24 protein-coding genes and 1 tRNA gene are annotated in these 23,689 nt (G+C 66.3%); 11 read left to right on the forward strand and 14 right to left on the reverse strand.

The features are described from left to right. Positions 1 to 3: 3 nt before the first annotated feature. The 3 genes from O2K97_RS09260 to O2K97_RS09270 form a co-directional block, all read right to left on the reverse strand. The gene (locus O2K97_RS09260) at positions 4 to 267 is read right to left on the reverse strand and encodes a DUF2171 domain-containing protein (RefSeq protein WP_091752197.1); all 264 of its coding nucleotides are present in this window, start codon (positions 265 to 267) and stop codon (positions 4 to 6) included. 129 nt (positions 268 to 396) lie between these two features. Then, entirely contained in the window at positions 397 to 1,155 is a 759-nt protein-coding gene (locus O2K97_RS09265; RefSeq protein WP_269219038.1) for an alpha/beta hydrolase family protein, read from the reverse strand. Continuing rightward, on the reverse strand, positions 1,152 to 2,297 hold the full coding sequence (locus O2K97_RS09270) for a DUF3182 family protein (RefSeq protein ID WP_269219039.1): 1,146 nt from the start codon (positions 2,295 to 2,297) through the stop codon (positions 1,152 to 1,154). The genes O2K97_RS09265 and O2K97_RS09270 overlap by 4 nt, the downstream gene beginning before the upstream one ends. A 227-nt stretch (positions 2,298 to 2,524) precedes the next feature. On the opposite strand from O2K97_RS09270, the gene O2K97_RS09275 reads away from it, so the two are divergent. Then, complete coding sequence (locus tag O2K97_RS09275; protein WP_269219040.1) at positions 2,525 to 2,806, forward strand: SemiSWEET family sugar transporter; 282 nt, start codon at positions 2,525 to 2,527, stop codon at positions 2,804 to 2,806. A gap of 192 nt (positions 2,807 to 2,998) precedes the next feature. On the opposite strand, the gene O2K97_RS09280 is transcribed toward O2K97_RS09275, so the two are convergent. Continuing rightward, the gene (locus tag O2K97_RS09280; RefSeq protein WP_269219041.1) at positions 2,999 to 4,516 is read right to left on the reverse strand and encodes a Y-family DNA polymerase; all 1,518 of its coding nucleotides are present in this window, start codon (positions 4,514 to 4,516) and stop codon (positions 2,999 to 3,001) included. Then, positions 4,431 to 5,186, reverse strand: coding sequence for an ImuA family protein (locus tag O2K97_RS09285; RefSeq protein ID WP_269219042.1), 756 nt, complete (start codon positions 5,184 to 5,186; stop codon positions 4,431 to 4,433). Before O2K97_RS09285 ends, O2K97_RS09280 begins: the two co-directional genes overlap by 86 nt. Positions 5,187 to 5,324: 138 nt before the next feature. On the opposite strand from O2K97_RS09285, the gene O2K97_RS09290 reads away from it, so the two are divergent. Both O2K97_RS09290 and O2K97_RS09295 read left to right on the forward strand, forming a co-directional pair. Then, positions 5,325 to 5,663 carry a hypothetical protein gene (locus O2K97_RS09290; RefSeq protein WP_039247186.1) on the forward strand — a complete coding sequence of 113 codons (339 nt, stop codon included), beginning with the start codon at positions 5,325 to 5,327 and terminating at the stop codon, positions 5,661 to 5,663. After that, positions 5,660 to 6,100: a DUF1810 domain-containing protein gene (locus O2K97_RS09295; RefSeq protein ID WP_269219043.1), complete on the forward strand. Its 441-nt coding sequence runs from the start codon at positions 5,660 to 5,662 to the stop codon at positions 6,098 to 6,100. Before O2K97_RS09290 ends, O2K97_RS09295 begins: the two co-directional genes overlap by 4 nt. Positions 6,101 to 6,125: 25 nt before the next feature. On the opposite strand, the gene O2K97_RS09300 is transcribed toward O2K97_RS09295, so the two are convergent. Genes O2K97_RS09300 through O2K97_RS09310 form a run of 3 tightly spaced genes read right to left on the reverse strand, consistent with a single transcriptional unit; the run spans position 6,126 to position 7,424 of the window. Continuing rightward, entirely contained in the window at positions 6,126 to 6,773 is a 648-nt protein-coding gene (locus O2K97_RS09300; RefSeq protein ID WP_269219044.1) for an SOS response-associated peptidase family protein, read from the reverse strand. Between the two features lie 59 nt (positions 6,774 to 6,832). Continuing rightward, positions 6,833 to 7,279 carry a hypothetical protein gene (locus O2K97_RS09305; protein WP_269219045.1) on the reverse strand — a complete coding sequence of 149 codons (447 nt, stop codon included), beginning with the start codon at positions 7,277 to 7,279 and terminating at the stop codon, positions 6,833 to 6,835. A gap of 1 nt (position 7,280) precedes the next feature. Further along, positions 7,281 to 7,424, reverse strand: coding sequence for a hypothetical protein (locus O2K97_RS09310; protein WP_269219046.1), 144 nt, complete (start codon positions 7,422 to 7,424; stop codon positions 7,281 to 7,283). A gap of 632 nt (positions 7,425 to 8,056) precedes the next feature. On the opposite strand from O2K97_RS09310, the gene O2K97_RS09315 reads away from it, so the two are divergent. Next, positions 8,057 to 8,338 carry a hypothetical protein gene (locus tag O2K97_RS09315; RefSeq protein ID WP_055753652.1) on the forward strand — a complete coding sequence of 94 codons (282 nt, stop codon included), beginning with the start codon at positions 8,057 to 8,059 and terminating at the stop codon, positions 8,336 to 8,338. An 89-nt stretch (positions 8,339 to 8,427) separates the two neighbouring features. Here O2K97_RS09315 and O2K97_RS09320 read toward each other — a convergent pair whose 3' ends face one another. Next, entirely contained in the window at positions 8,428 to 9,351 is a 924-nt protein-coding gene (locus O2K97_RS09320) for a helix-turn-helix domain-containing protein (protein WP_269219047.1), read from the reverse strand. Positions 9,352 to 9,504: 153 nt separating this feature from the next. On the opposite strand from O2K97_RS09320, the gene O2K97_RS09325 reads away from it, so the two are divergent. Continuing rightward, positions 9,505 to 9,589: transfer RNA gene (locus O2K97_RS09325), tRNA-Leu, on the forward strand. 121 nt (positions 9,590 to 9,710) lie between these two features. Here O2K97_RS09325 and O2K97_RS09330 read toward each other — a convergent pair. After that, positions 9,711 to 11,285, reverse strand: a complete 1,575-nt coding sequence (locus tag O2K97_RS09330) for an amino acid permease (protein WP_269219048.1) — start codon at positions 11,283 to 11,285, stop codon at positions 9,711 to 9,713. Positions 11,286 to 11,430: 145 nt separating this feature from the next. Here O2K97_RS09330 and hrpB point away from each other — a divergent pair, with 145 nt between their 5' ends. Continuing rightward, the gene (gene hrpB / locus O2K97_RS09335) at positions 11,431 to 13,857 is read left to right on the forward strand and encodes an ATP-dependent helicase HrpB (RefSeq protein ID WP_269219049.1); all 2,427 of its coding nucleotides are present in this window, start codon (positions 11,431 to 11,433) and stop codon (positions 13,855 to 13,857) included. Positions 13,858 to 13,913: 56 nt separating this feature from the next. After that, the gene (locus O2K97_RS09340; protein WP_269219050.1) at positions 13,914 to 15,191 is read left to right on the forward strand and encodes an MFS transporter; all 1,278 of its coding nucleotides are present in this window, start codon (positions 13,914 to 13,916) and stop codon (positions 15,189 to 15,191) included. Here the strand turns inward: O2K97_RS09340 and O2K97_RS09345 are convergent. Genes O2K97_RS09345 through O2K97_RS09355 form a run of 3 tightly spaced genes read right to left on the reverse strand, consistent with a single transcriptional unit; the run spans position 15,188 to position 18,240 of the window. Beyond that, positions 15,188 to 15,997 carry a TrmH family RNA methyltransferase gene (locus O2K97_RS09345; RefSeq protein WP_269219051.1) on the reverse strand — a complete coding sequence of 270 codons (810 nt, stop codon included), beginning with the start codon at positions 15,995 to 15,997 and terminating at the stop codon, positions 15,188 to 15,190. The genes O2K97_RS09340 and O2K97_RS09345 overlap by 4 nt on opposite strands. Beyond that, positions 15,994 to 16,905 (reverse strand): class I SAM-dependent methyltransferase, encoded by a 912-nt coding sequence (locus O2K97_RS09350; protein ID WP_269219052.1) that lies wholly within the window; start codon positions 16,903 to 16,905, stop codon positions 15,994 to 15,996. The genes O2K97_RS09345 and O2K97_RS09350 overlap by 4 nt, the downstream gene beginning before the upstream one ends. An 18-nt stretch (positions 16,906 to 16,923) precedes the next feature. Continuing rightward, positions 16,924 to 18,240, reverse strand: coding sequence for a glycosyltransferase family 2 protein (locus O2K97_RS09355; protein WP_269219053.1), 1,317 nt, complete (start codon positions 18,238 to 18,240; stop codon positions 16,924 to 16,926). A 204-nt stretch (positions 18,241 to 18,444) separates the two neighbouring features. Here O2K97_RS09355 and O2K97_RS09360 point away from each other — a divergent pair, with 204 nt between their 5' ends. Genes O2K97_RS09360 through O2K97_RS09375 form a run of 4 tightly spaced genes read left to right on the forward strand, consistent with a single transcriptional unit; the run spans position 18,445 to position 21,609 of the window. Then, positions 18,445 to 19,074 carry a TetR/AcrR family transcriptional regulator gene (locus tag O2K97_RS09360; protein ID WP_066551490.1) on the forward strand — a complete coding sequence of 210 codons (630 nt, stop codon included), beginning with the start codon at positions 18,445 to 18,447 and terminating at the stop codon, positions 19,072 to 19,074. Then, a complete protein-coding gene (locus O2K97_RS09365) occupies positions 19,071 to 19,871 on the forward strand; it encodes an ABC transporter substrate-binding protein (RefSeq protein ID WP_269219054.1) in 801 nt (266 codons plus the stop codon). Before O2K97_RS09360 ends, O2K97_RS09365 begins: the two co-directional genes overlap by 4 nt. Beyond that, the gene (locus tag O2K97_RS09370) at positions 19,868 to 20,857 is read left to right on the forward strand and encodes a FecCD family ABC transporter permease (protein ID WP_269219055.1); all 990 of its coding nucleotides are present in this window, start codon (positions 19,868 to 19,870) and stop codon (positions 20,855 to 20,857) included. Before O2K97_RS09365 ends, O2K97_RS09370 begins: the two co-directional genes overlap by 4 nt. Further along, positions 20,854 to 21,609, forward strand: a complete 756-nt coding sequence (locus O2K97_RS09375) for an ABC transporter ATP-binding protein (RefSeq protein ID WP_269219056.1) — start codon at positions 20,854 to 20,856, stop codon at positions 21,607 to 21,609. Before O2K97_RS09370 ends, O2K97_RS09375 begins: the two co-directional genes overlap by 4 nt. Here O2K97_RS09375 and O2K97_RS09380 read toward each other — a convergent pair. Next, entirely contained in the window at positions 21,603 to 23,663 is a 2,061-nt protein-coding gene (locus tag O2K97_RS09380; RefSeq protein ID WP_269219057.1) for a lytic transglycosylase domain-containing protein, read from the reverse strand. The genes O2K97_RS09375 and O2K97_RS09380 overlap by 7 nt on opposite strands. Positions 23,664 to 23,689 lie beyond the last annotated feature (26 nt).

Consider the following 23,689-nt stretch of genomic DNA (forward strand, 5'->3'; position numbering starts at 1 on the left):
ACTCTATTTAAGGTCGGCGATCGCCTCGCCGGCCTCTTCTTCCTCGAGCAGAGCGGCGTTGTCGGCGTTTGCGGAAAGGCGCACCTGATTGCCCTCGACCTCGGCGACAAGGCCGCCTGAAAGGTAATGATGGTGATCGCTGTGCGATCCGCTGTCGGCTTTGGTGAGCTTGATGCGATCACCTTCGACCTTATCGACGGTGCCGAGATGGACGCCGTCGGCGCCGATCACTTCCATATGTTCTTTGATGTTCGAGAGGTCGGTCATGCTGGATCTCCGTTTACCTACGCCATTAACGAGGCGCGACGCGCGGCGTTCCAGAGACGAAAGTGGCGTAGCGGCTAGTCAGGCCTCGGTACGTGCGTCTGCGCTGGGCGCTGAGCGCTGGCGACAGGCTCACCGATAAGACCGGCGGCTCGCCCGCACCATTTCCTCCACCCAGTTGATCAACAGAGTGGCGTAAAGTCGCTGATGAGCGGGATCGCGCATCGCATGGGTCGCCTCGGCGATGATCCTGTGGCTGAAGGAGTTCGCCTCCTTGAAGGCGGCCTGATAGGAGGCGATTACTTCTGGCGGAATGCGATCGTCCTTGCCCGACTGCACGATGAGGACGTCGCCCTCGAACGCGGCGCAGGCCGAGAGCGCCTTGTCTTCCTGCGGCGTTCGCAGTTGTTGTCGATAGGTGCGCACCGCGTCCTTATCGAGCTTGGCCTTGGGGACGTCCCAGTGCGCGTCTGGATAAAGCGCCGGCACGCGCAGCGCCAACCAGCGCACGTCACGGATGCTCGTCAGCAGAGCCGACAAATAGCCTCCGTAGCTTGTGCCGATCACGCCGATCGCGCCGGGATCGATCAGCGGCTGGGACGCCAAATAGTCATAGGCCGCGGTGACGTCGTCCAGGCCATTCTGCCGGGTGACCTCGTCTCGGCTCGCATCGCTTTCGGCATGGCCTCGAAGGTCGAAGGTGAAACAGATGCAGCCCAGTCGAGCGAGATCCTCGGCCAGGCCCAGATCCTCTTCCTGATCGCCGCCCCAGCCGTGGACAAACAGAAAGCCCGGCACGGGGGCTTCCGGCGTCAGAAGCGTGCCGGTCAGCTTCTGTCCGTCGACAGACAGTCGCACCCGCCCTTCCTCGACGTCGTCAGGTTCAATCACGCTGTCCTCGTCACATATTTCGTCATCGGCCCGACCTTGGGGTCCTCACCCCGGAAATAGACGACGTCCTCCGGTCCGACATCGGCGAGGCCGTACACTTCGACCGTGGCGGTTTCGACCGAAGTCAGCGCCGGCGAGGCCGCGAAGGCTTCAAGCGCGGCGATCTCGGCGCCCGTCGCGCCGCCGACCCGCCAGGACTGCTCCAGCACGCCTACACGCCTTCGCCCGCGTGCATCTTTGCCGGCGAGGACATCGTAGTTCCGGCGGGTCAGGACCAGATCCGGATAGGCGCGATGGGCGGCGTCGTCGAACACGGCAGCGCAACGCACCGCTTCCACCGCCTCTGGGGTCAGTCCGAGGTGGGTCAGTCGATCGAGATCGCCCCTGACGCACCTCAGTCGTGAACCGCCGTATACCTCGCGTCCCCTGTGGTCCGTCGTTTCCCGTTGATCGCCAACGTAGCTGATGCGCAGTCCGCCGACCGACAGGGTTCCGACGCTGTAGGTTTCCACGCCGAGCAGGTTTTCCTCAAGGACGACGCCGAAGGCGGCGATTTGCGCCTCATCCTGCTCGGCGATGACGGCGGCGAGCGCTTCAGGCGTCTCGACGACTGTCTGTCCCAGCCCTGCCTTGGCCAGGACGTCCTTGACGCGGACAGGTCCCGTCTCGAGGAGGCGTCGACCGGCTTCGATCGCGTCGGCGACGGAGAAGGCGGTGTAGCCTTCCAGAGCCGCATCGCCCAGGCGGTCGGCCATGGTGTTGGACCAGCCGGGCGGGCAGGTCGCGGATCGATCAATCAGGCCGTGGGTGATCGCCTTGGTTGCGATGAAGCGGTGGGGGACGCGGCCGCCTAGTAAATTGCCTGAGGTGAAGACTGTGCGTGAGGTCATGTCTTCACCGATCAGGGTGTCGCGAGGCACCAGCAAGACGTCGGGTCCGACGTCCTCCGCATCTTCGACGACATCAACGACCGGGAGGCGCAGAAGGCGCGCCAGGCGAGCGACTAGCATCTCTCTGGACGCCTGATCGTGCAGATTGCCCGGGTTGTGCCCGTCCGGATCGAAGAGCGCGATGCCGGCGAGCGCGGCCGCATTGGTGAATGAAGGCATCGGGGCGACGCCCAATGGATCGACGATGGTCATGATGGCGAGCGCTCCCTGCCAAGGGTCAACCCCAAGAGCGAGCAACGGTTCAGCACGCCAACCCTTCTTTTTGCGGGCCCCCGAAGTGTCGTCGCCGGGAAGACAGGCCGACGCCGGACGGGGCAGAAATCAGGATTGGAAACGTCCTATGCCTGCGCCGCTTTACCACTGTAGAGGTGCGTTTTCGCACAAAGGAACGGTGAGCCAGGGGGCGTCGTTGCCCATCCATGAGCGACTTGACAGCCAATATCGTGGGTACAGCGGCGGCGGTCTGCTCGATCACGAGCTTTGCGCCCCAAGCCCTCAAGATCTGGAAAGAGCGCGACGCGTCTTCGGTCAGCCTCAGGACCTATTCGCTCACCGTCACCTGTTTCATCCTCTGGGTTGTCTATGGCGTCATGACCCGAGCCTGGCCGGTGACTGTGTCGAACAGTTTTGCCCTGGTCATGGCGGCCTGCGTCCTGATCATGAAGTGGCGGTTTCGCGACGGCGATCCTGACGAGCATTAGGTCGCATCGACCGGCTACCGCCTATCCCTCGCCTTGCCCGTGCTTGTCAGACGTGGCCTGGTCAAACCGGTATTGCTGAGGAGAGCCATGCAAACGTGTTAGTTGTCCGATCAACAAGCGGCAGCAATGGACGATCGGTCAGCAATTTCTAGACAGCGCGGACCGCTCGAGATTGACCCCGGTCGAAAGGCGTCAGCCGAAGAGCCCGTGCAGCCACCAGCTGAGATCGCCGGTCTGAGGCTGTTCGCCATCGCCGCGTCGAAAGACCCAGAAGCGGTGCCCAGCCTCGTCTTCAAGCTGGAAATAGTCGCGCACCGCATCGCGTTCGCCGTCGCGTCGCCACCATTCGCCGAAGATCCGCTCAGGACCGTCAGCGCGCCTGACACGATGGCGGACGCCGCTCCAACTGAAGGCGACCGGCGGCTGGTCGGGCAGGAGCGCGACGGCCTCTATGGCTTCGGGCTTAGCGAGCAGCCGTGAGGGGCGCGGCCAGCGACGCGTCCAGGTTTCCGGCACCGGCGGCGCGGTCGGCGGCAGTTTGCGGATTGAGCGTTCGGGCACGTCGCTCTGCGCGGGGGCCATCCGGTACAGGTTTTGCGGGCCGAGACGATTGGCGAGCAGATCAACAAGATCGCCGATGTCGGGCGTCGCCGGGCCGCACAGATCACCGGAACTCGGCGACCAGTCCAGCGGCAGGACGACCGGCGCCGCCAGGACCATGGCCTCCACGCCGCGGCCAGGATCGATGGTTTCAATCTTGTCGCAGAGCAGACGGGTGAGCCGCGCGACATCACGGACGGGGCGCGCCAGTCCGACGCGGATGGCCTCGGTCCGGTTGTCGATCCGTTCAAACCGCAGGTCGAGCCGCGACGCGCCAAGCCCCTGAGCCTCGAGCGCCTCGCTCAGGGCTTCGACCAGTTTCAGCGTGTAGCGTGCCAGGGTCTCGGGCGCGCCGATCGGCTCGGCGAAGACCCGCCGGACCTGGATCAGTTCCGGAGCGTCGATCGGGGTGATCGGCTCCTGGGCGCGACCGTAGGCTTGATCCAGTCGGCGGATCAGTTCCGGCCCGAAGCGCAGGGCCAGAGGCGCGCGGGGCTTGGCCTCCAGTTCGCCTATGGCGTCGATCCCCAGACGTCCCAAGCCATCGACCATGTCGGCGGGCAGGCGCAAGGCGCGCAAGGGCAGGCGACGGATGGCAGGCCCCCCGCGCGCGACGACAATGGTTGGTTCGGCGAGGTTGCGGGCCAAGGCATGGGCGGCGCCCCACGTGTCGGCGAGGGCGGCGAGGGCGCCCAGGCCGACAGCGGCGGTCTGGGCGATCAGATCCTCGAGCAGGCCCTCATCGCCGCCATAGCGGTGACCGGCCCCGGTGACGTCGAGCACCAGGCCGTCCGGCGGGTCGGCGGCCACGATCGGCGCATAGCGGCGCAGCGCCCAGAGGGCGAGTTGGTCCAGGGCGGCCGCGTCGCCTGCCGGATCGAAGGGATGGACGACAAGATCGGCGACCAGGGCCCGGGCTTGGGTCGCGGCCATGCCGGGATGCAGGCGATGGGCGCGGGCGGCGGGGTCGGCGGCCAACACCACGCGTTTGCGGCCTTGGCGCCCGACCAGGACCAAGGGCGTCTCAGGCGACGGCGCGTCGGGTCCAAGCCAGCGTCGCAGCCGATCGGTCGGCCAGGTGGGGAGGTAGAGCGAGACGACCCGTCTCATCGCAGGCTTCCAGTTCGAAATCCGCGCAGGCTCCGGCGCGGCAGCGGATCAGTTCGACGAACCAGCGCGGGCGGCCGACGCCGGGCACGGGCAGGGGGGCGGAGGGCAGGGCGGTGACCCGCCAGCGGGTGGCGGCGGCAGTCGGTTGGCCGAAGTCCGCCGCCTCGGCCTGACGACGCCATCGTCGGACTGCCAGTCCGAGCGAGCCCGTGTCCTCGGCGACGAGCTGCAGGCGCCTCGACGCCATCATGGACAGGCGGGCGACTTCGCCGACGACCGCGCCGAAGCCGCCGTGACGCAGGCCGTCCTCGAAGGCGGCCAGCAATCCGGCCTCGTCCTCGGCCTCCACATAGATGACTCGGTTCGAAGACAGCCCCGCCTGCTCCAGCGCCGGCGCGAACAGGTCCGGGCGGGTCACACACCAGAGCACCGGCCCCTGGGTGCGCGCTGCCACACCGGCCGCAAACAAGGCGGCAACGGCCCCGTCGATGGCCCCGTCGCCGCCGCCAGTCACCTCATGCAGCGCGCCGAGCGCCAAGCCGCCGGCGGGCAGCCGGCGATCGAGCGCGGCCAGTCCAAACGGCAGCACGCCGCCAGGCGGACGTCGACCCGCCTCGATACGGGCGATCTCCGCGCGGAGCGCCTGGAAGGATGGGGAGGCGGCGGACATGTTCTCCTGAAACCGGATGCGAGCTGAACGTTCCTTATTTGTTCTTATTCGAGCGTGTGAGAGTCAAGGCGGATCGCAACGGCGTTGTGGATCGCCCTGTGGGCGGCGCCATCCCGGGCGCGGCGCGTTAGCCCCACGATGACGCAGCCCCTCCGATACCCCACCACCCCCGACGGCCGCTATTTCGTGGTTCGAGGCCGGCTGTGGCGGTGCTCCAATCCTGCTCTGTCGGCGGAGGCGAGGGACGAACTGGTGCATGATCTGATGTCGGCGCGCCGGGCGGTGCGGACGGCCTTGGCGGCTGAGGATACGGACGCTTTGGCCGCAGCGCGGCGCAGCGTCGACAAGGCCAAGGTGGGGTTGGGTGAGCGGGGCCCTGTGTGGTGGACCGACGGCTCGCCGGATCTCAATCGACACATGGCGCGAAACACTACCTATGCAGACTGGTTCGCCAGTCTGGGCGAGACGGCCGAATGACCACAGCACTCGACCGTTTCGTCCTAGCTCAAGACCCCGTGATCGAAACGGCGATGGCCGAGCTCGCGGCGGGTCGCAAGACAAGCCACTGGATGTGGTTTGTCTTCCCCCAGGCCCGGTCGCTGGGACAGTCTTCGACAGCCGCCTTCTATGGCATTGGGTCGCTCAAGGAGGCCGAGGCCTACCTGGCTCATTCGGTTCTAGGGGAGCGGCTTGCCCGCGCCACCCGGACTGCGACCACGGCGCCGGCGGCGTCGGTGCATCAGCTGTTCGGATCGCCCGATGATCTCAAGTTCCGCTCATCGATGACCCTGTTCGCCGCCGTGGCGGCCGATCCAACCGTGTTCGACGCGGCGCTCGCACGTTGGGGCCTTTCGCCTGATCCGTTGACCGCAGGCCTTGTGTCGACCGCCAAGACGGGACCGGATCGTCTTTAAACAACGATCGGAGGCTTTACGCGGTTCAGGCGTCGATAACTGACAGAGCGCCGTCGGGCAGCGGGCGCTGAAGCGCCTTGGCCGTTTCCCACGGCGCCGTCATCCAGGCTTCGATCTCGTTGGGCTGCGTCAGGATCACTGGCATGGCCTTGGGGTGAACCGCGCCGACCTCGGCGTTAGGGTCGGTCGTCAGGAAGGCGAAAACGTCGATCGTCTCCATGCCGGTCTTGATCTTGCGCACGCTTGTGTGGGCCTGAACGTGAATGCCGGCGAAGAAGGCGAGCGGCTCGGGTTCGTCTACCGCGAGCTTGAACCAGACGGGTCGGTATTTTCCGGCCGCGTCCCGGCCCGGTTCGCTGAAGGCCGTGAAGGGGATCAGGCAGCGCGACGCCGGCGACAGATGTGGGCGCCAATGGCTCGAGTTGGTGTTGCGGACGTTGGTCGTGCCGCTGTCGGGTTCGAACTCCAGGATTTTCTGGAAGTCGACCGCACCGCCTTTGGCGCGCAGCTTGTCGGCGCGCTTCGTCGCATTGTCAAAGATCATCTTCTTGGACGACGGCATGCCCCAGCGCGCGGATGCAAGGATGCACTCTGCGCCCGCCCAGCGCACGATCGGCGCCGGATAGTCGGGATAGATATCGCCCGGCGCGAGGTTACCGACGGTCGACCGCATCGCGTTCGCCGCATCCATTATGGCTTGGGGGCCAGAGCGCTGGCGATACAGATTGCACATCAGGCCCTAGCCTTTTTCAGATCGGCAGCGAGGGATTTACGATCCGCCTCATAGGTCGCATCCGCCTCCTGACGCGCCTGGCTTAGCGCGGCCTGTTGTTCTTCGAAATCAGCCATTACCGCCCGATGACGTTCGTCCAGATCGGCCAGCGCCGCCTGAAGCTTTTCGATTTTGGCGGCCCTCGCCTTGGACGGTCCCTGAGGTCTCGCGGGTTTAGCCTTGCCAATCTTGCCGACATCGATCGCGAGGCCGCGTTCGACGACCTCGCCAGGAGAGGCCAGCGCGGCCTCGAAATCCGGTCCGCCGGAAAGCTGGCTGGCCAGGCCGGTTGCGAACAGATCCTGCTTTGAGCCCCAGGCCTCCAACGCCTTGGCTCGCGAGGTGGTGGCGACGGTGAAGGCATGGAAGCCGTCGGACCAGGTGAAGACCTTCAGCTTGGCCGCCATTTCAGTCGATCAGTCCGCGACGCTGCATGTCCATGATGATGGGATCGGTCAGCGAAGAGATGACCTCCATGTCAAAGGCGTCCTCAACTTCCGTCTCATCGGCAAATGAGCGTGGTTGGTTCTGCCGCAGTTCGGAAGTCGCCAAGATGACTGGACCACCTGCTGCCGGGCCAGATGCTCGATGCGTTGAAGGCGAACGCCTGCCCGTGATCTGATGAGGGTCTTGCGTGTCGCCATCAGGTAGTCCTCCCAACCGAACCCTGACACGCAGGTCGGCGAATGTGGAGTCGCGACCGTGCATGGGACCAGTCTGAGTAAGCGCACGACTTGCACGGCACCAGATGGGTCTGCCGTCCCCGCACTCGCGACATTTGTTCCACCCATGGCCACGCTTGAAAATCTTCCATCGTTCATGAGCGCCTAAAGGCGAGTGAAGCCTAGCGTTCACACAAATCAAATCGTTGGCAAAACGATTCCGCCCCAAAGGGGCCGATAGGAAAATCATCCTGTGATGGATGATGCACACATTACGCACACCTGCGTTGGGTATAAGTCACGGTATTTTAACATGAAAAACCGGGCGCAAAATGGGTCATAAGTGACCCACAACATCGCTATGTCTATTTACCGCGTCTAATCAGTCATCTAAGTGGGTTGCCGACGATCCACCCCTACTGGAGAAAATCAGTGGTTACGCGACGCCCGCGCATACAAGCCTACATCGAATATGACGTTTACCGTCGGGCGGAAAATCAAGCCAAGCGGCTGGGAAAGACAATGAGCGAGCACGTGTCGGACGCGTTGGTCGCTTACTCACCTGACATGACGGAGTGGTCTGCCAAGCAGGCCGGCTATCAGACAATGATGATTTTGAGCCTCACCCTGGCGATGGCGAAAAGAACGATGAGCGAAAGCGACATTCGGCAGGCAAGAGAAGTTGCGGGCCAAGCTGCCGAGATCGTGTTCGGTCGGTTGGGAGAACGTCCATTCCATCCCAGATCGGAAATCCCAGAAGATAATCGTATGGCGGCCCTTTTTGAGGCTTTCAGGTTTGACTGACCTCGACGAAGCCCGACTGCTTCGCGAAAGGGCAGGGAGCCGCACCGAATAGCTGATCGGGCTGGCGTGTTCCGGCGGCGCATTCTCTTTCATTGCCATCGGATCCGCTTCTGGTTGAGCCGGTGTGTGTCATTGGCTGGCCGTGGCTGTGGTGGTGTGTTCTCGAGGCAATAGGCCAGCACGGCCTGGGGTACGCGGGTATTCGGCGAATCGGGCTCAGGACCGAAGTCGTCCTGCTTCATGCGCCAGTAGCCGGGGCTGTGCTGCCAGGACCTGACGCGATGGAACCATTGCACCTCAGCAGGGGGCCGGCTTCTCAAGAACAGATCGTCGGCCGATGGCAGGTAGGCTTCCCAGCCTCGCTTCTCGGTGAGCCAAGTATGGGCCGCCCCCATGAACCGCCCGTCTTGGTCCTTGGCGTCAGGGGAGGCCGCCACGAAAGCACCGACGGCGATCCGGAGCGACAGAGCAGGGGTTCCCTCGCTCACGATGCTGGCCACGGCTTCGCGGATCTTGGACTTGTTTGATCTGCTCGCCGAGCCCTTCGGCATCATCGCGAAAATGCGGTCGGCTTCGCTCTCCTCGTCACGAGAAAGCGCAGCGCTTCTTTCAAAGAGTTCTCTCAAAGGGTTAGGCGGAACTGGAGTTCCGGTCTCTCTGGAACTGGAGTTCTGGTCTTGAGGGGTAAGGGCGGAACTGTGGTTCCGGTCATGACTGGAACTGGAGTTCCGGTCTTTTAGGATCGGTCGGTACCTATCGGGCCGATGGAAACCTCCCGTCTGGATATCGAGATGCCCTTGGGTGTGGAGGATCTTGAGCAGCTTTCTGATCTGACGATCGGACACACCGGCCATCTCGCCGAGGGTGGCTTGGCTGGGCCAGGCATCGCCGGTTTCGCGGTTCAGGTGGCGCGCGATGCCGAACGCGACCGCGAAAACTGTGGCGCTCAGCCCACCATCGTCCTGCACCTGCTCCAGCCACGCGAGCTTGTTGGCGGTGAAACGGTCAGACATGAGCAAGTCGCACCGTGAACGCTTGCGGAACGGAGTGTGGGGGATTTTGTGACGCGGTCCCTCCGGATTGTGTCGCACAGACCCTGTTTGTTCCGGTTCGTTGGCTCTTGCCGCAACGATGAAACGCCCCTAGAAGGCCCGTCCTACCTCGATGCGGATGTGGCGGAACTGGTAGACGCACTGGATTTAGGTTCCAGCGCCGAGAGGCGTGGAGGTTCGAGTCCTCTCATCCGCACCAATACAAAAAAGGCCCCGGAGCGATCCGGGGCCTTTCTTTATTCCTGGCCTATCGCCCTCGCGGGCTATTTGAGGCCGATAGATGGGCCTGCCGCGATTGGTGCGACAGGCCCGGTTTGGTCTTAGCTGATTGGCGGCACGGGCGGCGGCGGAACGTCGCCGTCGGTTTCGTGAACCTCGACCAGACCGCGACCCAAGTGGCTCTTGCGATAGCCATAGGCGAAGTAGATCAGCAGGCCAATGCCGCCCCAGATCGGCAGCACCATCTTGGCGTCGTGCGGCAGGTTCCAGAACAGGAAGGCGCAGCCGAACGCCGACAGGGGCGCGAACACCCAGATCAGCGGCGTACGGAACGGACGGCGACGGTTCGGATCCTTGACCCGCAGCACCAGCACCGCGATCGACACCATGAAGAAGGCGAACAGGGTGCCCGAGTTCGAGATGTCGGCGAGTTGGCCCACCGGGAACAAGGCGCCGGCGATGGCGACCGCGATGCCGGTGGCGGCGGTCACGATATAGGGCGTCTTCCACTTAGGGTGGATCTTGGTCAGCCCCTCCGGCAACAGACCGTCGCGCGCCATCACGAAGAAGATGCGGGTCTGACCGAAGATCATCATCAGGATGACCGACGGCAGGGCCAAGAGGGCGGCGGTGCCCAGGGCGTTGCCGATCTGGGGGTGACCGACGACACGCAGAACGTGGGCCAGGGCCTCGTTGGAGCAGACCAGCATTTCTGCGTTGGCGGGCAGGGCGCAGGCGGCCACGAAGGCGGGCGAGCCCGGCTGTACCGCTTCACCGGCGGCGCCCAGAACGGGCTGAGCGCCGATAGCGCCGGCGGCGCCGAGCGCGACCAGCAGATAGAAGATCGTGCAGATGGCCAGCGAGCCTATCAGGCCGATGGGCACGTTGCGCTGCGGATTCTTGGTTTCCTCGGCCGCCGTCGAAACGGCGTCGAACCCGACATAGGCGAAGAAGATCGAGGCCGCGGCGCCGACGATGCCCATCCCCGAATATTGGCCGAACAGGCCGTTAGGGGCGAACGGCGACAGGTTGGCCGACTTGATGACGGGCAGGGTGATGACGATGAAGACCGTCAGGGCGATGACCTTGATCGCGACCAGGATCGCATTGACGCGGGCCGATTCCGTAGTGCCGACCATCAGCAGAGCCGTCACCAGCAGGGCCACGACGATGGCGGGGATGTTGACGATCCCGGCCGAGAAGTCAGGCGTGGGGATGAAGCCGTTCATCGACCAGGTCGGCCCGGCGGATAGGAGATCAGGGAAGTCGAATCCGAGCCCCTGTTCTATCAGCCCCAGCACATAACCCGACCAACCGACCGACACGGCCGAGGCGGCCACGGCGTACTCCAGGATCAGCGCCCAACCGACCGTCCAGGCCAGCAGCTCGCCCATCACGGCGTAGGTATAGGTGTAGGCCGAGCCCGAAACCGGGGCCATCGACGCCAGTTCGGAGTAGCACAGCGCCGCGACCGCGCAGACGGCGCCGGCGATGACGAAGCTGATCATCATGCCCGGTCCGGCCTTTTGGGCGGCCGAAGCGGTCAGGACGAAGATTCCGGTGCCGATGATGGCCCCGATCCCCAGAAGCGTCAGTTGAATAGGACCAAGCGACCGGTGAAGCGACTTCTTCTCGGCCGTGGCAAGGATCGCGTCGAGCGACTTAACGCGCCACATAAAATACCCCCACGTTTTGATGCAGCCTCTCGGCTGCTTGGGGCGGACGCTAGCGACGGATGAGGCGGCGCGCAACGCGCATGACGGGGTGGTTAAGGCGCGACGACGCTTTCGTGATCGCCCATCGGCAGGCTAGAGGCGACGTATGCTGCCCATCCACGCCGTTCTGGAACCGCTGAAAGCCGCGCTGAGCGCGGACAATACGGCCGTGCTGGCGGCGCCGCCGGGGGCGGGCAAGACGACGGTCGTGCCGCTGGCCCTGCTGGATCAGCCCTGGCTGGACGGCAAGGTGCTGGTGCTGGAGCCGCGACGCCTGGCCGCACGGGCGGCGGCCGACCGGATGGCTGCGACCCTGGGCGAACAGCCGGGCGGGACAGTGGGCTATCGCACCCGCCTGCAGAGCCGTATCGGGCCGAACACGCGGATCGAGGTGATCACCGAGGGCGTCTTCACGCGCATGATTCTGGACGACCCGGGGCTGGACGGCGTGGGCGCGGTCTTGTTCGATGAGTTTCATGAACGCAGCTTGGACGCCGACCTCGGGCTGGCGCTCGCGCGCGACACGCAAGAGCTGCTGCGTGAGGACCTACGGCTGCTGGTCATGTCCGCGACGCTGGATGTAGTCGGGGTCTCGCGCCTGCTCGACGGCGCACCGGTGATCGAGGCCGAGGGAAGAGTCTGGCCGGTCGAGACCCGGTATCTGGGCCGCAATCCGTCCGAACGGTTCGAACAGGGTGTGGCGCGCGCCTGCCTGACAGCGCTGGGCGAGGAGACGGGGTCGGTGCTGGTCTTCCTGCCAGGGCAGGGTGAAATCCATCGGGTCGCTCGGCTTGTGAACGAGCGGCTGCGGCTACCGAACGTCGATGTCGTGCCCCTGTACGGCGGACTGGACCGGGCCGAACAGGACCGGGCTATCGAACCAGCGGCTGTGGGGCGGCGCAAGCTGGTGCTGGCGACATCGGTCGCGGAAACTAGCCTGACCATCGAAGGCGTGCGGGTGGTGATCGACGGAGGCCTGTCGCGCGTGCCGCGGTTCGAACCGTCCAGCGGCCTGACCCGACTGGCGACGGTCAAGGTCAGTCGATCCTCGGCCGAACAGAGGTGCGGCCGAGCCGGGCGCACCGAGCCGGGCGTCTGCTACCGCCTGTGGGATGAGGAACAGACGCGCGGGCTGGTCCCGCATCAGCAACCGGAGATTCAGGAGGCGGACCTGACGGGCCTCGCGCTGGATCTAGCGCGATGGGGCGCGCGGTCGGTCGAGGGGCTGGCGCTGCTGGACCCGCCGCCGGCCGGGGCCATGGCCGAAGCGCGCAAGGTGCTGACGCGGCTGGGGGCGCTGGATGCGGACGGGGGACTGTCGAAGCACGGGCTGCGGTTGACGCGAATTCCGCTGTCACCGAGGCTGGCCCATATGGCCGCCGTTGCCTCCGACGCAGGCGATGCGATGACGGGCGCGCGGATCGCCGCAGTGCTGAGCGAGCCGGGTCTGGGCGGATCGGGCGTCGATCTGGCGGATCGCTTGGTTGGGCTGGAACGAGATCGGTCGCAAAGAGCGCGTGACGCGATGAAGCTGGCGCAGCGCTGGGCGCGCGCGGCCGGCGGTGGGTCGGGTCGGATGATCGATCCGGGACTGCTGCTAGCCGAGGCCTTTCCCGAGCGGATCGCAAAGGCGCGGGGCAAGGCGGGTGAATATCTTCTCGCCAGCGGGAGAGGGGCCGTGCTGGAGGCGACCGACCATCTGGCGCGTGAGCCTTGGTTGGCGATCGCCGAACTCGGCGGCGGCGACACGCGCGACCGGGTGCGACTGGCGGCGGCGCTGGAGGCGGACCGGATCGACAGCGATCTGGCGCGCCTGATCTCGACGGAGGACCGGCTGGTGCGCGAACCCTCGGGGCGGTCGGTGATCCGGCGCTCGCGGCGTATCGGGGCCATCGTGCTGGACGAAAAGGTCGTCGGCCCGCCGGATGCGAAGACCTTGACCGCCGCTCTTCGGGCCGAGATCGAGGCGGATGGGCTGGGCGCGCTGAAATGGGGCGAGCAGGCGTTGGGACTGCGCGCTCGACTGGCCTTTCTACACGCGCGCGACCCAGCTTGGCCTGATGTGTCGGACAACGCCCTGCTGGCCGCGCGTGAGGACTGGCTGTGGCCTTTGCTGGACGGGGCCAAGTCGCTGGAGGGGATAGCTGACGGCCGTCTGGCCGAGGCCCTGCGCGGGCTGATCCCTTGGGACCTACAGCGGCGGCTGGACGAGCTGGCGCCCCCGCGTCTGATCACGCCGCTAGGCTCGGCGGCCATCGACTATGCCGCCGAGGGCGGGCCGCGCGTGGATATTCGCGTGCAGGAACTGTTCGGCGTCACGAAGCATCCGACTGTCGGCGGCGTGCCGTTGACCCTCGCCCTGTTGTCGCCGGCGCGGCGGCCGGTGCAAGTCACCAAGGACTTGCCGCGCTTTTGGTCGGGCTCGTGGGCGGTGGTGCGCGCGGAGATGCGCGGCCGTTATCCCCGTCATCCGTGGCCGGAAAACCCGGCCGAGGCGCAGGCGACGAACCGGGCCAAGCCGCGCGGGACTTGATCGCCTTGACGCGGCGGGCGGGAAACGGGCATCGCTGGGACAACCGGGAGAAGAAGATGTCCGACGTCCTGCCGAAGAACTCCACCGGCCGCGTGCTGTTCGCCAGCCTTATCGGCACGACGATCGAGTTCTTCGACTTCTATATCTACGCCACGGCGGCCGTTCTGGTGTTCCCAACGCTGTTCTTTCCGGGCGAGGATCCGGGGACGGCGCTGCTGTCCTCGTTCGCCACCTTTTCCATCGCTTTCTTCGCGCGGCCCATCGGCGCGCTGGCCTTTGGGCATTTCGGGGACCGGGTGGGACGCAAGGCGACGCTGGTCGCGGCGCTGATGACGATGGGCCTGTCGACGGTGGCCATCGGTCTGTTGCCGACGCACCAGCAGGTTGGCCTGCTTGCGCCCCTGCTGCTGGCCCTGTGCCGGTTCGGTCAGGGGCTGGGCCTGGGCGGCGAGTGGGGAGGGGCGGTGTTGCTGGCGACCGAGAATGCGCCGCCCGGAAAGAAGGCCTGGTTCGGCATGTTCCCCCAACTGGGCGCACCCATCGGCTTCATCCTGTCCACCACATCCTTCATCGTCCTGACGTCGACGATGAGCGAGACCGCGTTCGAGGGCTGGGGCTGGCGCATTCCGTTCCTGGCCAGCGCCGTGCTGGTGTTCGTCGGCCTGTGGGTGCGGCTGAAGATCACCGAGACGCCCGAGTTCCAGAAGGCGGTGGACCGTGACGAGCGCGTGAAGGCGCCCGCCGTGACCCTGTTCGCCCATCACAAGGCGGCGCTGGTTCTGGGGACGTTCAGCGGCGTGACGACCTTCACCCTGTTTTATCTGATGACCGTCTTCGCCCTGGGGTGGGCGACGACAGGGATGGGATTAGCCCGGGCCGATGTCCTGCCCATCCAGCTGATCGGCGTGCTGTTCTTCGCTGCCTTCATCCCCGTGACAGCCTTGCTGGCGGATCGATACGGGCAGGTCAGGGTGCTGATCGCCTCGTCCGTGGGGATCGGCCTGTTCGGCTTTGTGTTCGCGCCGCTGTTCGGGGGCGGCCTCAGCGGCCTGCTGATCTTCTTTGCGCTGGGGTTCGCCCTGATGGGCTGCACCTATGGCCCCATCGGTGCCGCCATGGCGCGGCCCCTTCCCACAGCAGTTCGCTATACCGGTGCGTCGATGGCCTTCAATCTGGCGGGCATCCTGGGCGCATCGCTTGCGCCCTATATCGCGCTAAAGCTGGCCGAGCGATTCGGGCCGGGAGCCGTCGGCGGCTATCTGGCGATTTCGGCCCTGATCACCATCGCCGCCCTGTGGGGCATGGGCCGAGTGGCGCCGGAGGAGAAGCGCTAAGCTTCGTCCGTCGCGGCATAGACCATGATGCCGGTGGCGATGGCCAGGTTCAGGCTGTCGGCGCGGCCGCGCATCGGAATCTTGACGTTGACGTCGCAGGCGGCGGCCAGGTCGTCGGTCAGGCCAGCCTGTTCATTGCCCATCAAGATAAGCGACGGCTGTTGAATGACGGCTGAACGATGGCTGACCTTGGCGTCCAGTCGTGTGCCGACAACGCTGCCGGGCCAAGTCTTGCGCCAGGTCAGGAAAGCCTCGGGCGTCGTCTTGGTGATCGAAACGGCGAAGACCGAGCCCATCGTCGCGCGCACGGCCTCGACCGAATAGGGATCAACGCAATCGCCGATCAGAATGACTCCGCCGCAACCGGCCGCGTCCGCCGTGCGGATGATGGTGCCCAGATTACCGGGATCGCGCACCTGCTCCAGCGCGACCCAGCAGGGCGCAGAGGCGGGATTGAGGCTGTCGAGAGGCGCATAGGCCTGTTCGAACACGCCCAAGACCGTCTGCGGATTGTCGCGGCGGCTGATCTTTTGGAGGATGGCGTGGGTGACGACGATGATATCGCCGCCGGCTTTGAGCGTGGCGGCCTTGGCGCGGTCAAGCAACGGATGAGGCCGGGCATCCTCGCCGACCAGCAGCATCCGGGGCGCACGACCCTGGTCCAGCGCCTCGCCGATGAATTTCAGACCTTCGGCCAGGAAGGTGCCGGTCAGGTCGCGTTCCTTGCGCATATGCAGGGCGCGGACGCCCTTGACCGTGTCGTTGGTCAAGGAGGTGATGACGCGATATTCGTCTCGGGCGCTCATCGGCTCCACCGCGCGAAGAAGGACAGGCCGATAGCGCGGGCGTCCGGGCCGTCTTCAGACAGGGCCAGTTCGCCCCAGTCGATCCGGCCGCCGCGATCCTGGGTCGCCTCGACCATCAGATGCGCCAGGGACAGGCCGGACACGCGGGCCGCATAGGCGTTCAGCAGCAGGAAGTCGGCATCGTCGGACAAAAGGGCGGCGCAGTCCTTGAGCAGACCAGGCATGTCCTCAAACAGGCGCCAGACTTCACCCGTAGGGCCGCGCCCGTATTTCGGCGGGTCCAGGATTATGCCCTCATACTTCGAGCCGCGACGAACTTCGCGCGCGACATACTTGCGCGCGTCCTCGACAATCCACCTGATCGGATGCTGGGCCAGGCCCGATTGTTCGGCGTTCTCGCGCGCGTAGGCGACCGACTTCTTGGAGGCGTCGACGTGAGTGACCTCTGCGCCCGCGGCGGCTGCAGCCAGGCTGGCGACGCCGGTATAGCCGAACAGGTTCAGGATCTTCGGAGCACGGCCGCTCGAACGTGAGAAGTCTCGCACCCGTACGTCCAGCCATTCCCAGTTGGCCGCCTGTTCAGGGAAGAAGGCGAGGTGGCGGAAGGGGGTGAACCTGCCGGTGAACTTCACATCGCGCCATCTCAAAGGGAAGGCGTCGATGGGGCCGTGCTTGTCGAACCGCCAGCGACCGCTGTCTTCCTCTTCCTGCTGCGGATCGAACGTCGCTGTGGCGTCTTCGAAGGCGGCCGGATCGCGGGGCGACCAAAAACACTGCGGCTCAGGCCGGACGACGGTGTAGCGACCATAGCGCTCCAGCTTCTTGCCGTCACCGCTGTCCAGCAGGGCATAGTCGGACCAGCCGGAGGTCACGAGGGTTTCGGGAGTTTTGGAAAGGACGGGCGCCATCGTCGGGCTGATAGGCGCTCAGGCCGCCTCGCGTCCAGCGTCCAGCGCCACGACGGTCAATTCCGGCCTCTGATCGTCGCAATCGTGCGGGGTCTTGTCCCAGACGTGCGGTTCGACCGCCAGCCGCCAGGCTGCATGGACGAAAGCCAGGCTGAGCAGCGCCCAGTATGCCGGCGCAACCAGCACATCGCCCAGTCGATAATCTAGCCCTGCCCGTCGTGCTCCGACCGCACAGCTCATCCAGGCGGCGATGACGCCCAGCGCCAGCACGCCTAGCGAGCCTCCGGGCAGGGGCGGCAGGACGCCGGACAGCGCCCAGACGGCGATAGCCAGAACCAGCCAGGCCAGCGTCGGGGCATGGGCGGCCGCCGAAAGGATCGCCGCGCCCAAGGTCATGACCAGCGACAAGCTCCCGCGTCGGCCCAAGGCGTTGGCACGCCGCGTATGCACGCCCCAGGTCTGCATATAACCTTTCAGCCACCGGGTGCGCTGCGGCAGCCATCGGTCCATCGCGCCCGGCGGCGTCTCCCAGGTGGGACTGTCGATGACGTCGAGCTTCCAGCCTAGCGACCACAGGCGAAAGCCCAGGTCGGCGTCCTCGGTGACATTGTGCGCATCCCAGCCGCCTGCGCCACGCAGAGCCGTCATGCGGATATGGTTGCTGGTGCCGCCCAGCGGGAAGGGCAGGCCCAGCCGCGCCATGCCCGGCAAGGTCACTTCGAACAGGGCCGCATATTCAAAGGCGAACTGTCGATCCAGAAACCAGGAGCCAGCCTTGCCGGATGCTCGGATGCGAAGCGGTGCCTGAAGACAACCCAGCCGTGGCTGGGCCACGAAGCGCGCAGCCGCCTGACGGAGTTGTTGCGGATGCGGTCGATCCTCCGCGTCATAGATGGTGACCAGATCGCCCCGCGCGTGACCCAGGGCGTAGTTCAAAGCGCGCGGCTTGGTCTGGGGACTGCCCGGCGGCGCGATCAGGATTTTCAGCCACGACGGTTTGGGCGTCGCCTGGGCTGCGGCCAGGGTGACCTCATCATGCGCCTCAAGCACGATGAAGGCCTCTAGCCTGTGCGCCGGATAGTCGATCCGGCTGAGGTTGGCGATCAACTGCGGCGCCACGGCAGCCTCGTCATAAAGCGCTGCCAGAATGGTGTAGCGCGGCCATTCGATCGGACGCGGAACAGGCGCGGGGCGTCGCAGGCTGGCGACGCCGATAACGGCCTTCCAAAGCGCGCACACGACGAATGCGGCTTGGAACAACACCAAGGCGACGTCGAAAGCGGTTTCAGGCCAGCGGATCAGCGCCACGACGGAGGTCAGGATAAGCAGGATCAAGGTCGTGATCTGGAAACCGCTCCACGTGCGTCGCGAGGCGCCGTTTCTGCGGGGCCTGATCCCCGGATGCGCCCAATCCTTCACCGCATCCGCCCCCAAAGCACCACAACCTCTAATCGCTATTTGAAACAACCGTGTTCTGCAAGTCGGTTGGCGTCCGGGACGGATTGTCGCTATTCAGGGCGCCTCACCCGGAGCAGCGGCTTGTCTGAACTTTCGAACGCCTCGCGCACGACCCGAAAGCCCAAGGGCGAAGGCCATTCGCGGCGGGGCGAAATCCTGGCGGCGGCCGAGCGAATCTTTGTCGAGCACGGCTATGAAGGCGCGACGATTCGCAAGATCGCGGACGAGGTCGGGTTGTCGTCCACGGCGCTCTATATGCATTTCCCGGACAAGGGCGCGATCCTGCAGGAAATCTGCCGTGACGCATTCGCCCGGTTGATCGCATCCAATGCCGCCGTCGCCGATGAGGCCGCGCCGCCAGAGCAGCGCCTGCGGCGGATGATCGAAGGCTACATCGACTTCGGTTTCGCCCATCCCAACGCCTATCGCCTGATCTATCTTACACGACCTGTCGAGGCGCGAGAGGGCGCGCAGGACGCGGCGCGCGAACTGGGCTCCAGCCTGTTCACGACATTGGAAGCGACCGTCGGGGACGCCGTGACGGCCGGACGCATGAAGGGCGATCCCGCAACGATCGCCCAGGCGATCTGGGCTGCGGCGCACGGGATCGTGTCTCTGATGATCACAAAGCCTTATTTCCCGTGGTCCGATCGGCAGGCGCTGGTTCGCACGACTCTGGACGCCCTGTTCGCCGGTCTTATCGAAGGATGAAGCGTGTCTGCGTCGCCTTGGCGGCTTTGGCTTTCAGCAGCAGCACGGCTCAGGCCAGGCCCTTGCGGATCATGGCGCTGGACCAGTGCGCCGACCAATATGTGCTGGCTCTAGCGCCGGATGCGGACATCGCGCTGTCGCCGCGCGCCGACGATCCTGACGCCTGGCTGCGTCAGCAGGCGGTCGGTCACAGGCGTTTGCGTCCGACGCTCGAGGCCGCCGTGGGTTTTCAGCCCGACGTGGTGGTGCGCTACTGGGGCGGCGAACCGCGGCTGCTGGCAGCGCTGGCGCAGCGCGGGGTCAAGGTGGTCACGATCGATGACGCGGTCGACCTAGAGGGCGTACGCAGGAACATCCGAAACGTCGCGCGCGATCTGGATCAAATGCCGCGCGGACAGGCGTTAGAGCGACGGATGGACGGGAAGTTGGCCAAAGCGGCGCCGGTGAAGCGCTCGGCTGAGGCGCCGGTGGCTGTCTATCTGACCTCGGGAGGCTTCACTGCGGGGCCAGGCACGCTGATGGATGCGATGATACGGGCGGCCGGATTTAGAAATCTGTCGGCCGCGCCCGGTTTTGGCGCGCTCAGCGTCGAGCGAATCGCGCTTAACCCGCCGGTGCGATTTGTGCTCGGCTTCTTCGATCAGCTGCGCGCGGACCTGCGCGGACCGGGGCGGCATCCGGTCGTCGCGCGAGCGGCCGAGGGTCGAACGGCGGCGCGCCTGCCCGCCGCGACCTTGACCTGCCCGGCCTGGTTCGCCGCCGACGCGGTTGAGATGATGGCCAAGGGGCGGCCGTGAACAGAACGGTTCGGCTCTGCCTGGTTCTGATCAGCTTAATCGTCGCGGCGCTGGCCTTGGCGGTGCTGGCCGGCGAGACGGCGTTCAGCGTCGATCAGTATGCGGCGGCCTTCAGCGATCCGACATCCGGTCCGGCCGAGGTGCTATGGCAGGTGCGGGCGCCGCGCGCCGTCTGCGCCCTAATCGTCGGCGCGGCCCTGGGTTTGGCAGGGGCGGTGATGCAGGGGCTGTTGCGCAATCCGCTGGCCGATCCCGGCGTGCTGGGCGTGTCGGCGACGGCGGCCCTGGGCGCGGCGCTGGCGATCGTCCTTGGCGCTGCGGCCGTGCCGGGACTGGTCGAGGTGTCGGCCTTGGCGGGTGCGGCGCTGGCGGGCGGACTGTTGATCGCGGCGTCGAGGGCCATGCGGGCGCCCGAGGCCCTGATCCTGTTCGGGGTGGCGCTGTCCAGTTTCGCAGGCGCGGCGACGGCCTTGATCTTCAACCTGTCGCCGTCGCCGATCGCCTCGGCCGAGGTCATGTCCTGGCTGCTGGGATCGGTGCAGAACCGAAGCTGGGTCGATGTGGCTTGGGTGACCCCGGCCGTCATCGTCGCGGGCGTCTTCGCTGCCTTGTCGGGCGCCGGTCTGCGGATGCTGACCCTGGGTGCCGAGGGGGCGGCGGCGTCCGGACTGAACATGGGGCGGTTGCGGGCCTTCGCCCTGATCGCGGCGGCCTTGGCCACAGGGGCGGCAGTGGCGGTGGCGGGCGTGATCGGGTTCGTGGGCCTGGCCGCGCCGCATCTGGTGCGCGCGGCGGTGCGGGGTGATGCGAAGCGAATCCTGGCGCCCTCGGCGCTGGCGGGCGGACTGATGCTGATCGTCGCGGACCTGTTGGCGCGACTGACGCCGACGGATCAGGAACTGAAGCTGGGCGTGTTCACCGCCCTGATCGGCGCGCCCCTGTTCGCCCTGATCGCGTGGCGAGCGGCGCGGGAGTGGCGGCTGTGAGCCTGTTGGCGCTGGAGAACATTCAGGCGCGACTGGGCAAGGCCGTCGTGCTGGATGGGGTAAGCCTGTCGGTCATGGCGGGCGAGATCGTGGCCCTGTGCGGGCCGAACGGCGCGGGCAAGAGCAGCGCGATCCGCGCCGCTGCGGGCCTGCTGGAGACGACCGGCGGACAAATCAGGTTGGGCGGCGCGGACATTGTCGATCTGTCCCATCGCCAGCGGGCGGAACGCGTCGCCTATCTGCCGCAGGAACGGCGCATCGCCTGGAATCTGCCGGCGGCAGAGGTGGCGGCGCTCGGCGCGCCGTTTCTGTCTGGCGCTGATGCGCTGGCGCGCGCGCGAACCGCTCTGGACGAAGTCGGCGCCGGTCATCTGGCGGACCGTGGCGTTGCGGAGATGTCGGGCGGCGAGCGTGCGCGGGTTCTGCTGGCGCGCGCCCTTGTCGTCGATGCGCCGCTGCTGCTGGCCGACGAGCCGATCGCCGGGCTGGACCCGGATGCGCAGCGTCTGGTGCTGGAGCGCCTGAGGGCGCGCGCTGACGATGGGGCAGGGGTGCTGGTCAGCCTTCACGACCTGACCCTGGCTGCCACCGTCGCGGATCGCATCGTCGTGCTGGATCGGGGGCGAGACGTTGCTGACGCCCCACCGATCCAGGCCCTGTCGCCCGCCGTCCTGCGGGAGGTCTTCGGGCTGGACGGCGCGTGGATCGAGGGACCGAACGGGCCGCTGCTGGCGGCCCGCCGGGCTCAGTAGGCGATGTAGGGCCGCGCGCCGGCCGCCAATCCGCGCGAAATGTCGGCCGACGGCGTCAGCGGCGCCGTGCCGCCGTTCAGGCGCGCCTTGTAGACCGCCATGTTCTCCATCACCCGCATCATGTAGTTGCGCGTCTCGGTGAAGGGCGCGCACTCGATGAAGTCGATGGTCTTGATCGCATCGCCGCGCGGGTCGCCGCAACGGGCGATCCACTGGCTGGGGCGCGCCGGTCCGGCGTTATAGCCGACCGTCGCCAGCAGCATGGAGCCGTTGTTCGCCGCCATCAGCTCGCCCAAGTGGTAGCTGCCCAGGGTCATGTTGTAGTCGGGATCCCACAACTGCTCGGCGGAATAGCTCATGCCCAGACGGCGGGCGACGCCGGAGGCCGTGGACGGCAGGAACTGCATCATGCCGCGCGCATCGGCGCCGGAGCGAGCGCGGGGATCGAAGCTGGATTCCTGTCGCGTGATCGCCTGGGTGAACTCCAGCGGGGCGGCGCCGGCGACCTGGGGCGGGATGCGGACGGGATACATGCGCTCGGGCATGACGAAGCCCCGCTGGCTGGCGGCGCGGCCCACCATCATGGCGGTGAAACCCTCGCCATAGCCGCGCGACAGGTCCATCAGCAGGGCCAGGTCGTTGATGGTCGGCAGGTCGTTGTCCAGCTGATAGGCGAAGACGCGCAGCAGGCTCATTTCGCCCGTCTCGCCCAAGATGCGCGTGGCGCGGACGATCTCATTGCCTTCGAAGCGGGCGATATCTGCTTGGGACGGCACAGGTTCGCCGGGCAGCTGAAGCGTGGTCATGCCCGCCTTCTCGGCCGCCAACTGCCCATAGAAGGTCTGCCAGTGCTGGGCGCCGTTACGATAGTAGGCGAGGGCGGCGTCGCGTTCGCCGCGCGCCTCGGCGGCGCGACCCAGCCAGTAGAAGGCGCGGCCCTGAGTGATCGGCGTGGATGAGGCGGTGCGCAGGGCTTCGAAGTGGCGGGCGGCGACTTCGGGCTGGTTCAGCTTGGTCAGGGCGACCCAACCGGCGAAAAACTCGGCGTCCACCATCCGGTCACCCGAGCTGAAGCCGTGACCGTTCATGGCGTCATAGGCCGCGCGCCAGTTGCCCTGTTGCAGGGCGTCGAGGAAGTAGTTGCGGCGCTCGCTCCACAGGGTGTTGTCGCCGGTCGTATGGCCCGGCGCCGGCGGAAGATTGGCCAGCAGAGCAAAGCCTTCGGACTGCCGATTTTGCGATCGCAGCAGGCGAACGCGCTCCAGCACGACAGCCGGATCGGCGGCCTGGGCCGGCGTCAGATTGGCGACGACGGCGTCGGGGCTGTAGGCCGAGCGAAGGGTCATGACCGTGTTCGCGATGGCGGCGCGATCGGGCGAGACCAGATTGATCATGCTGCGCGTCGCCGGTCCGTGCGGACCGAGCAGCAGCATGTTCAGCCGCGTCTCGTGATCGGCGGGCGTCAACCAGGAGCCCCATTGGCTGAGGATACGCGATTGCGGCGCGTCATCGAACGACCGGGTGCGCCACCAGTCGCGGACCAGGACGCGCGCCTCATCCTGACGGCCGCGCTGCTGCAGCGCGGAGGCATAGGCGATGGCGCCCTCGACCGTCGTCGGCTTTCCGTCGGACATCAGGGCCAGGGCCGCGTCCGCGCCCATGCCGGAGCGGTCCAGCACCTTTTCGGCGGCGGCGCGTCTTGATTCGCCGCGCGGCCATCCCGCCAGATCGGATTGACCGCGCGCGAGGTCAGAGTAGGACAGTTGCTCGCCCGAGGTGTCGATCAGCGCCCATTCGACCAGTTTGCGAGCAGAGGCGTCCCTGATCTGCGACATGGCGGACTGGGCGCCGAACACGTCGCGCGCACGGGCAGCCGCCAGCCCCTGACGAAACAGCGCCGTGTCCTGATCGTTCAGCACGCGGCCCTGATATGTCGCCGAATAGCCGGGCACTGACGAAGACGCCGAGGCATAGGGCACAGGCTGGGTAGGCAGGACGTCCTGCGGGTTCGGCGCAAGAACGGCGAGGGCCGCCGCCAGACTGGTCGCGATCATGATCTGTCCTGTTCCCATTCAATCCC

This window comes from Brevundimonas vesicularis, assembly GCF_027105095.1.
Taxonomy (GTDB): domain Bacteria; phylum Pseudomonadota; class Alphaproteobacteria; order Caulobacterales; family Caulobacteraceae; genus Brevundimonas; species Brevundimonas vesicularis_E.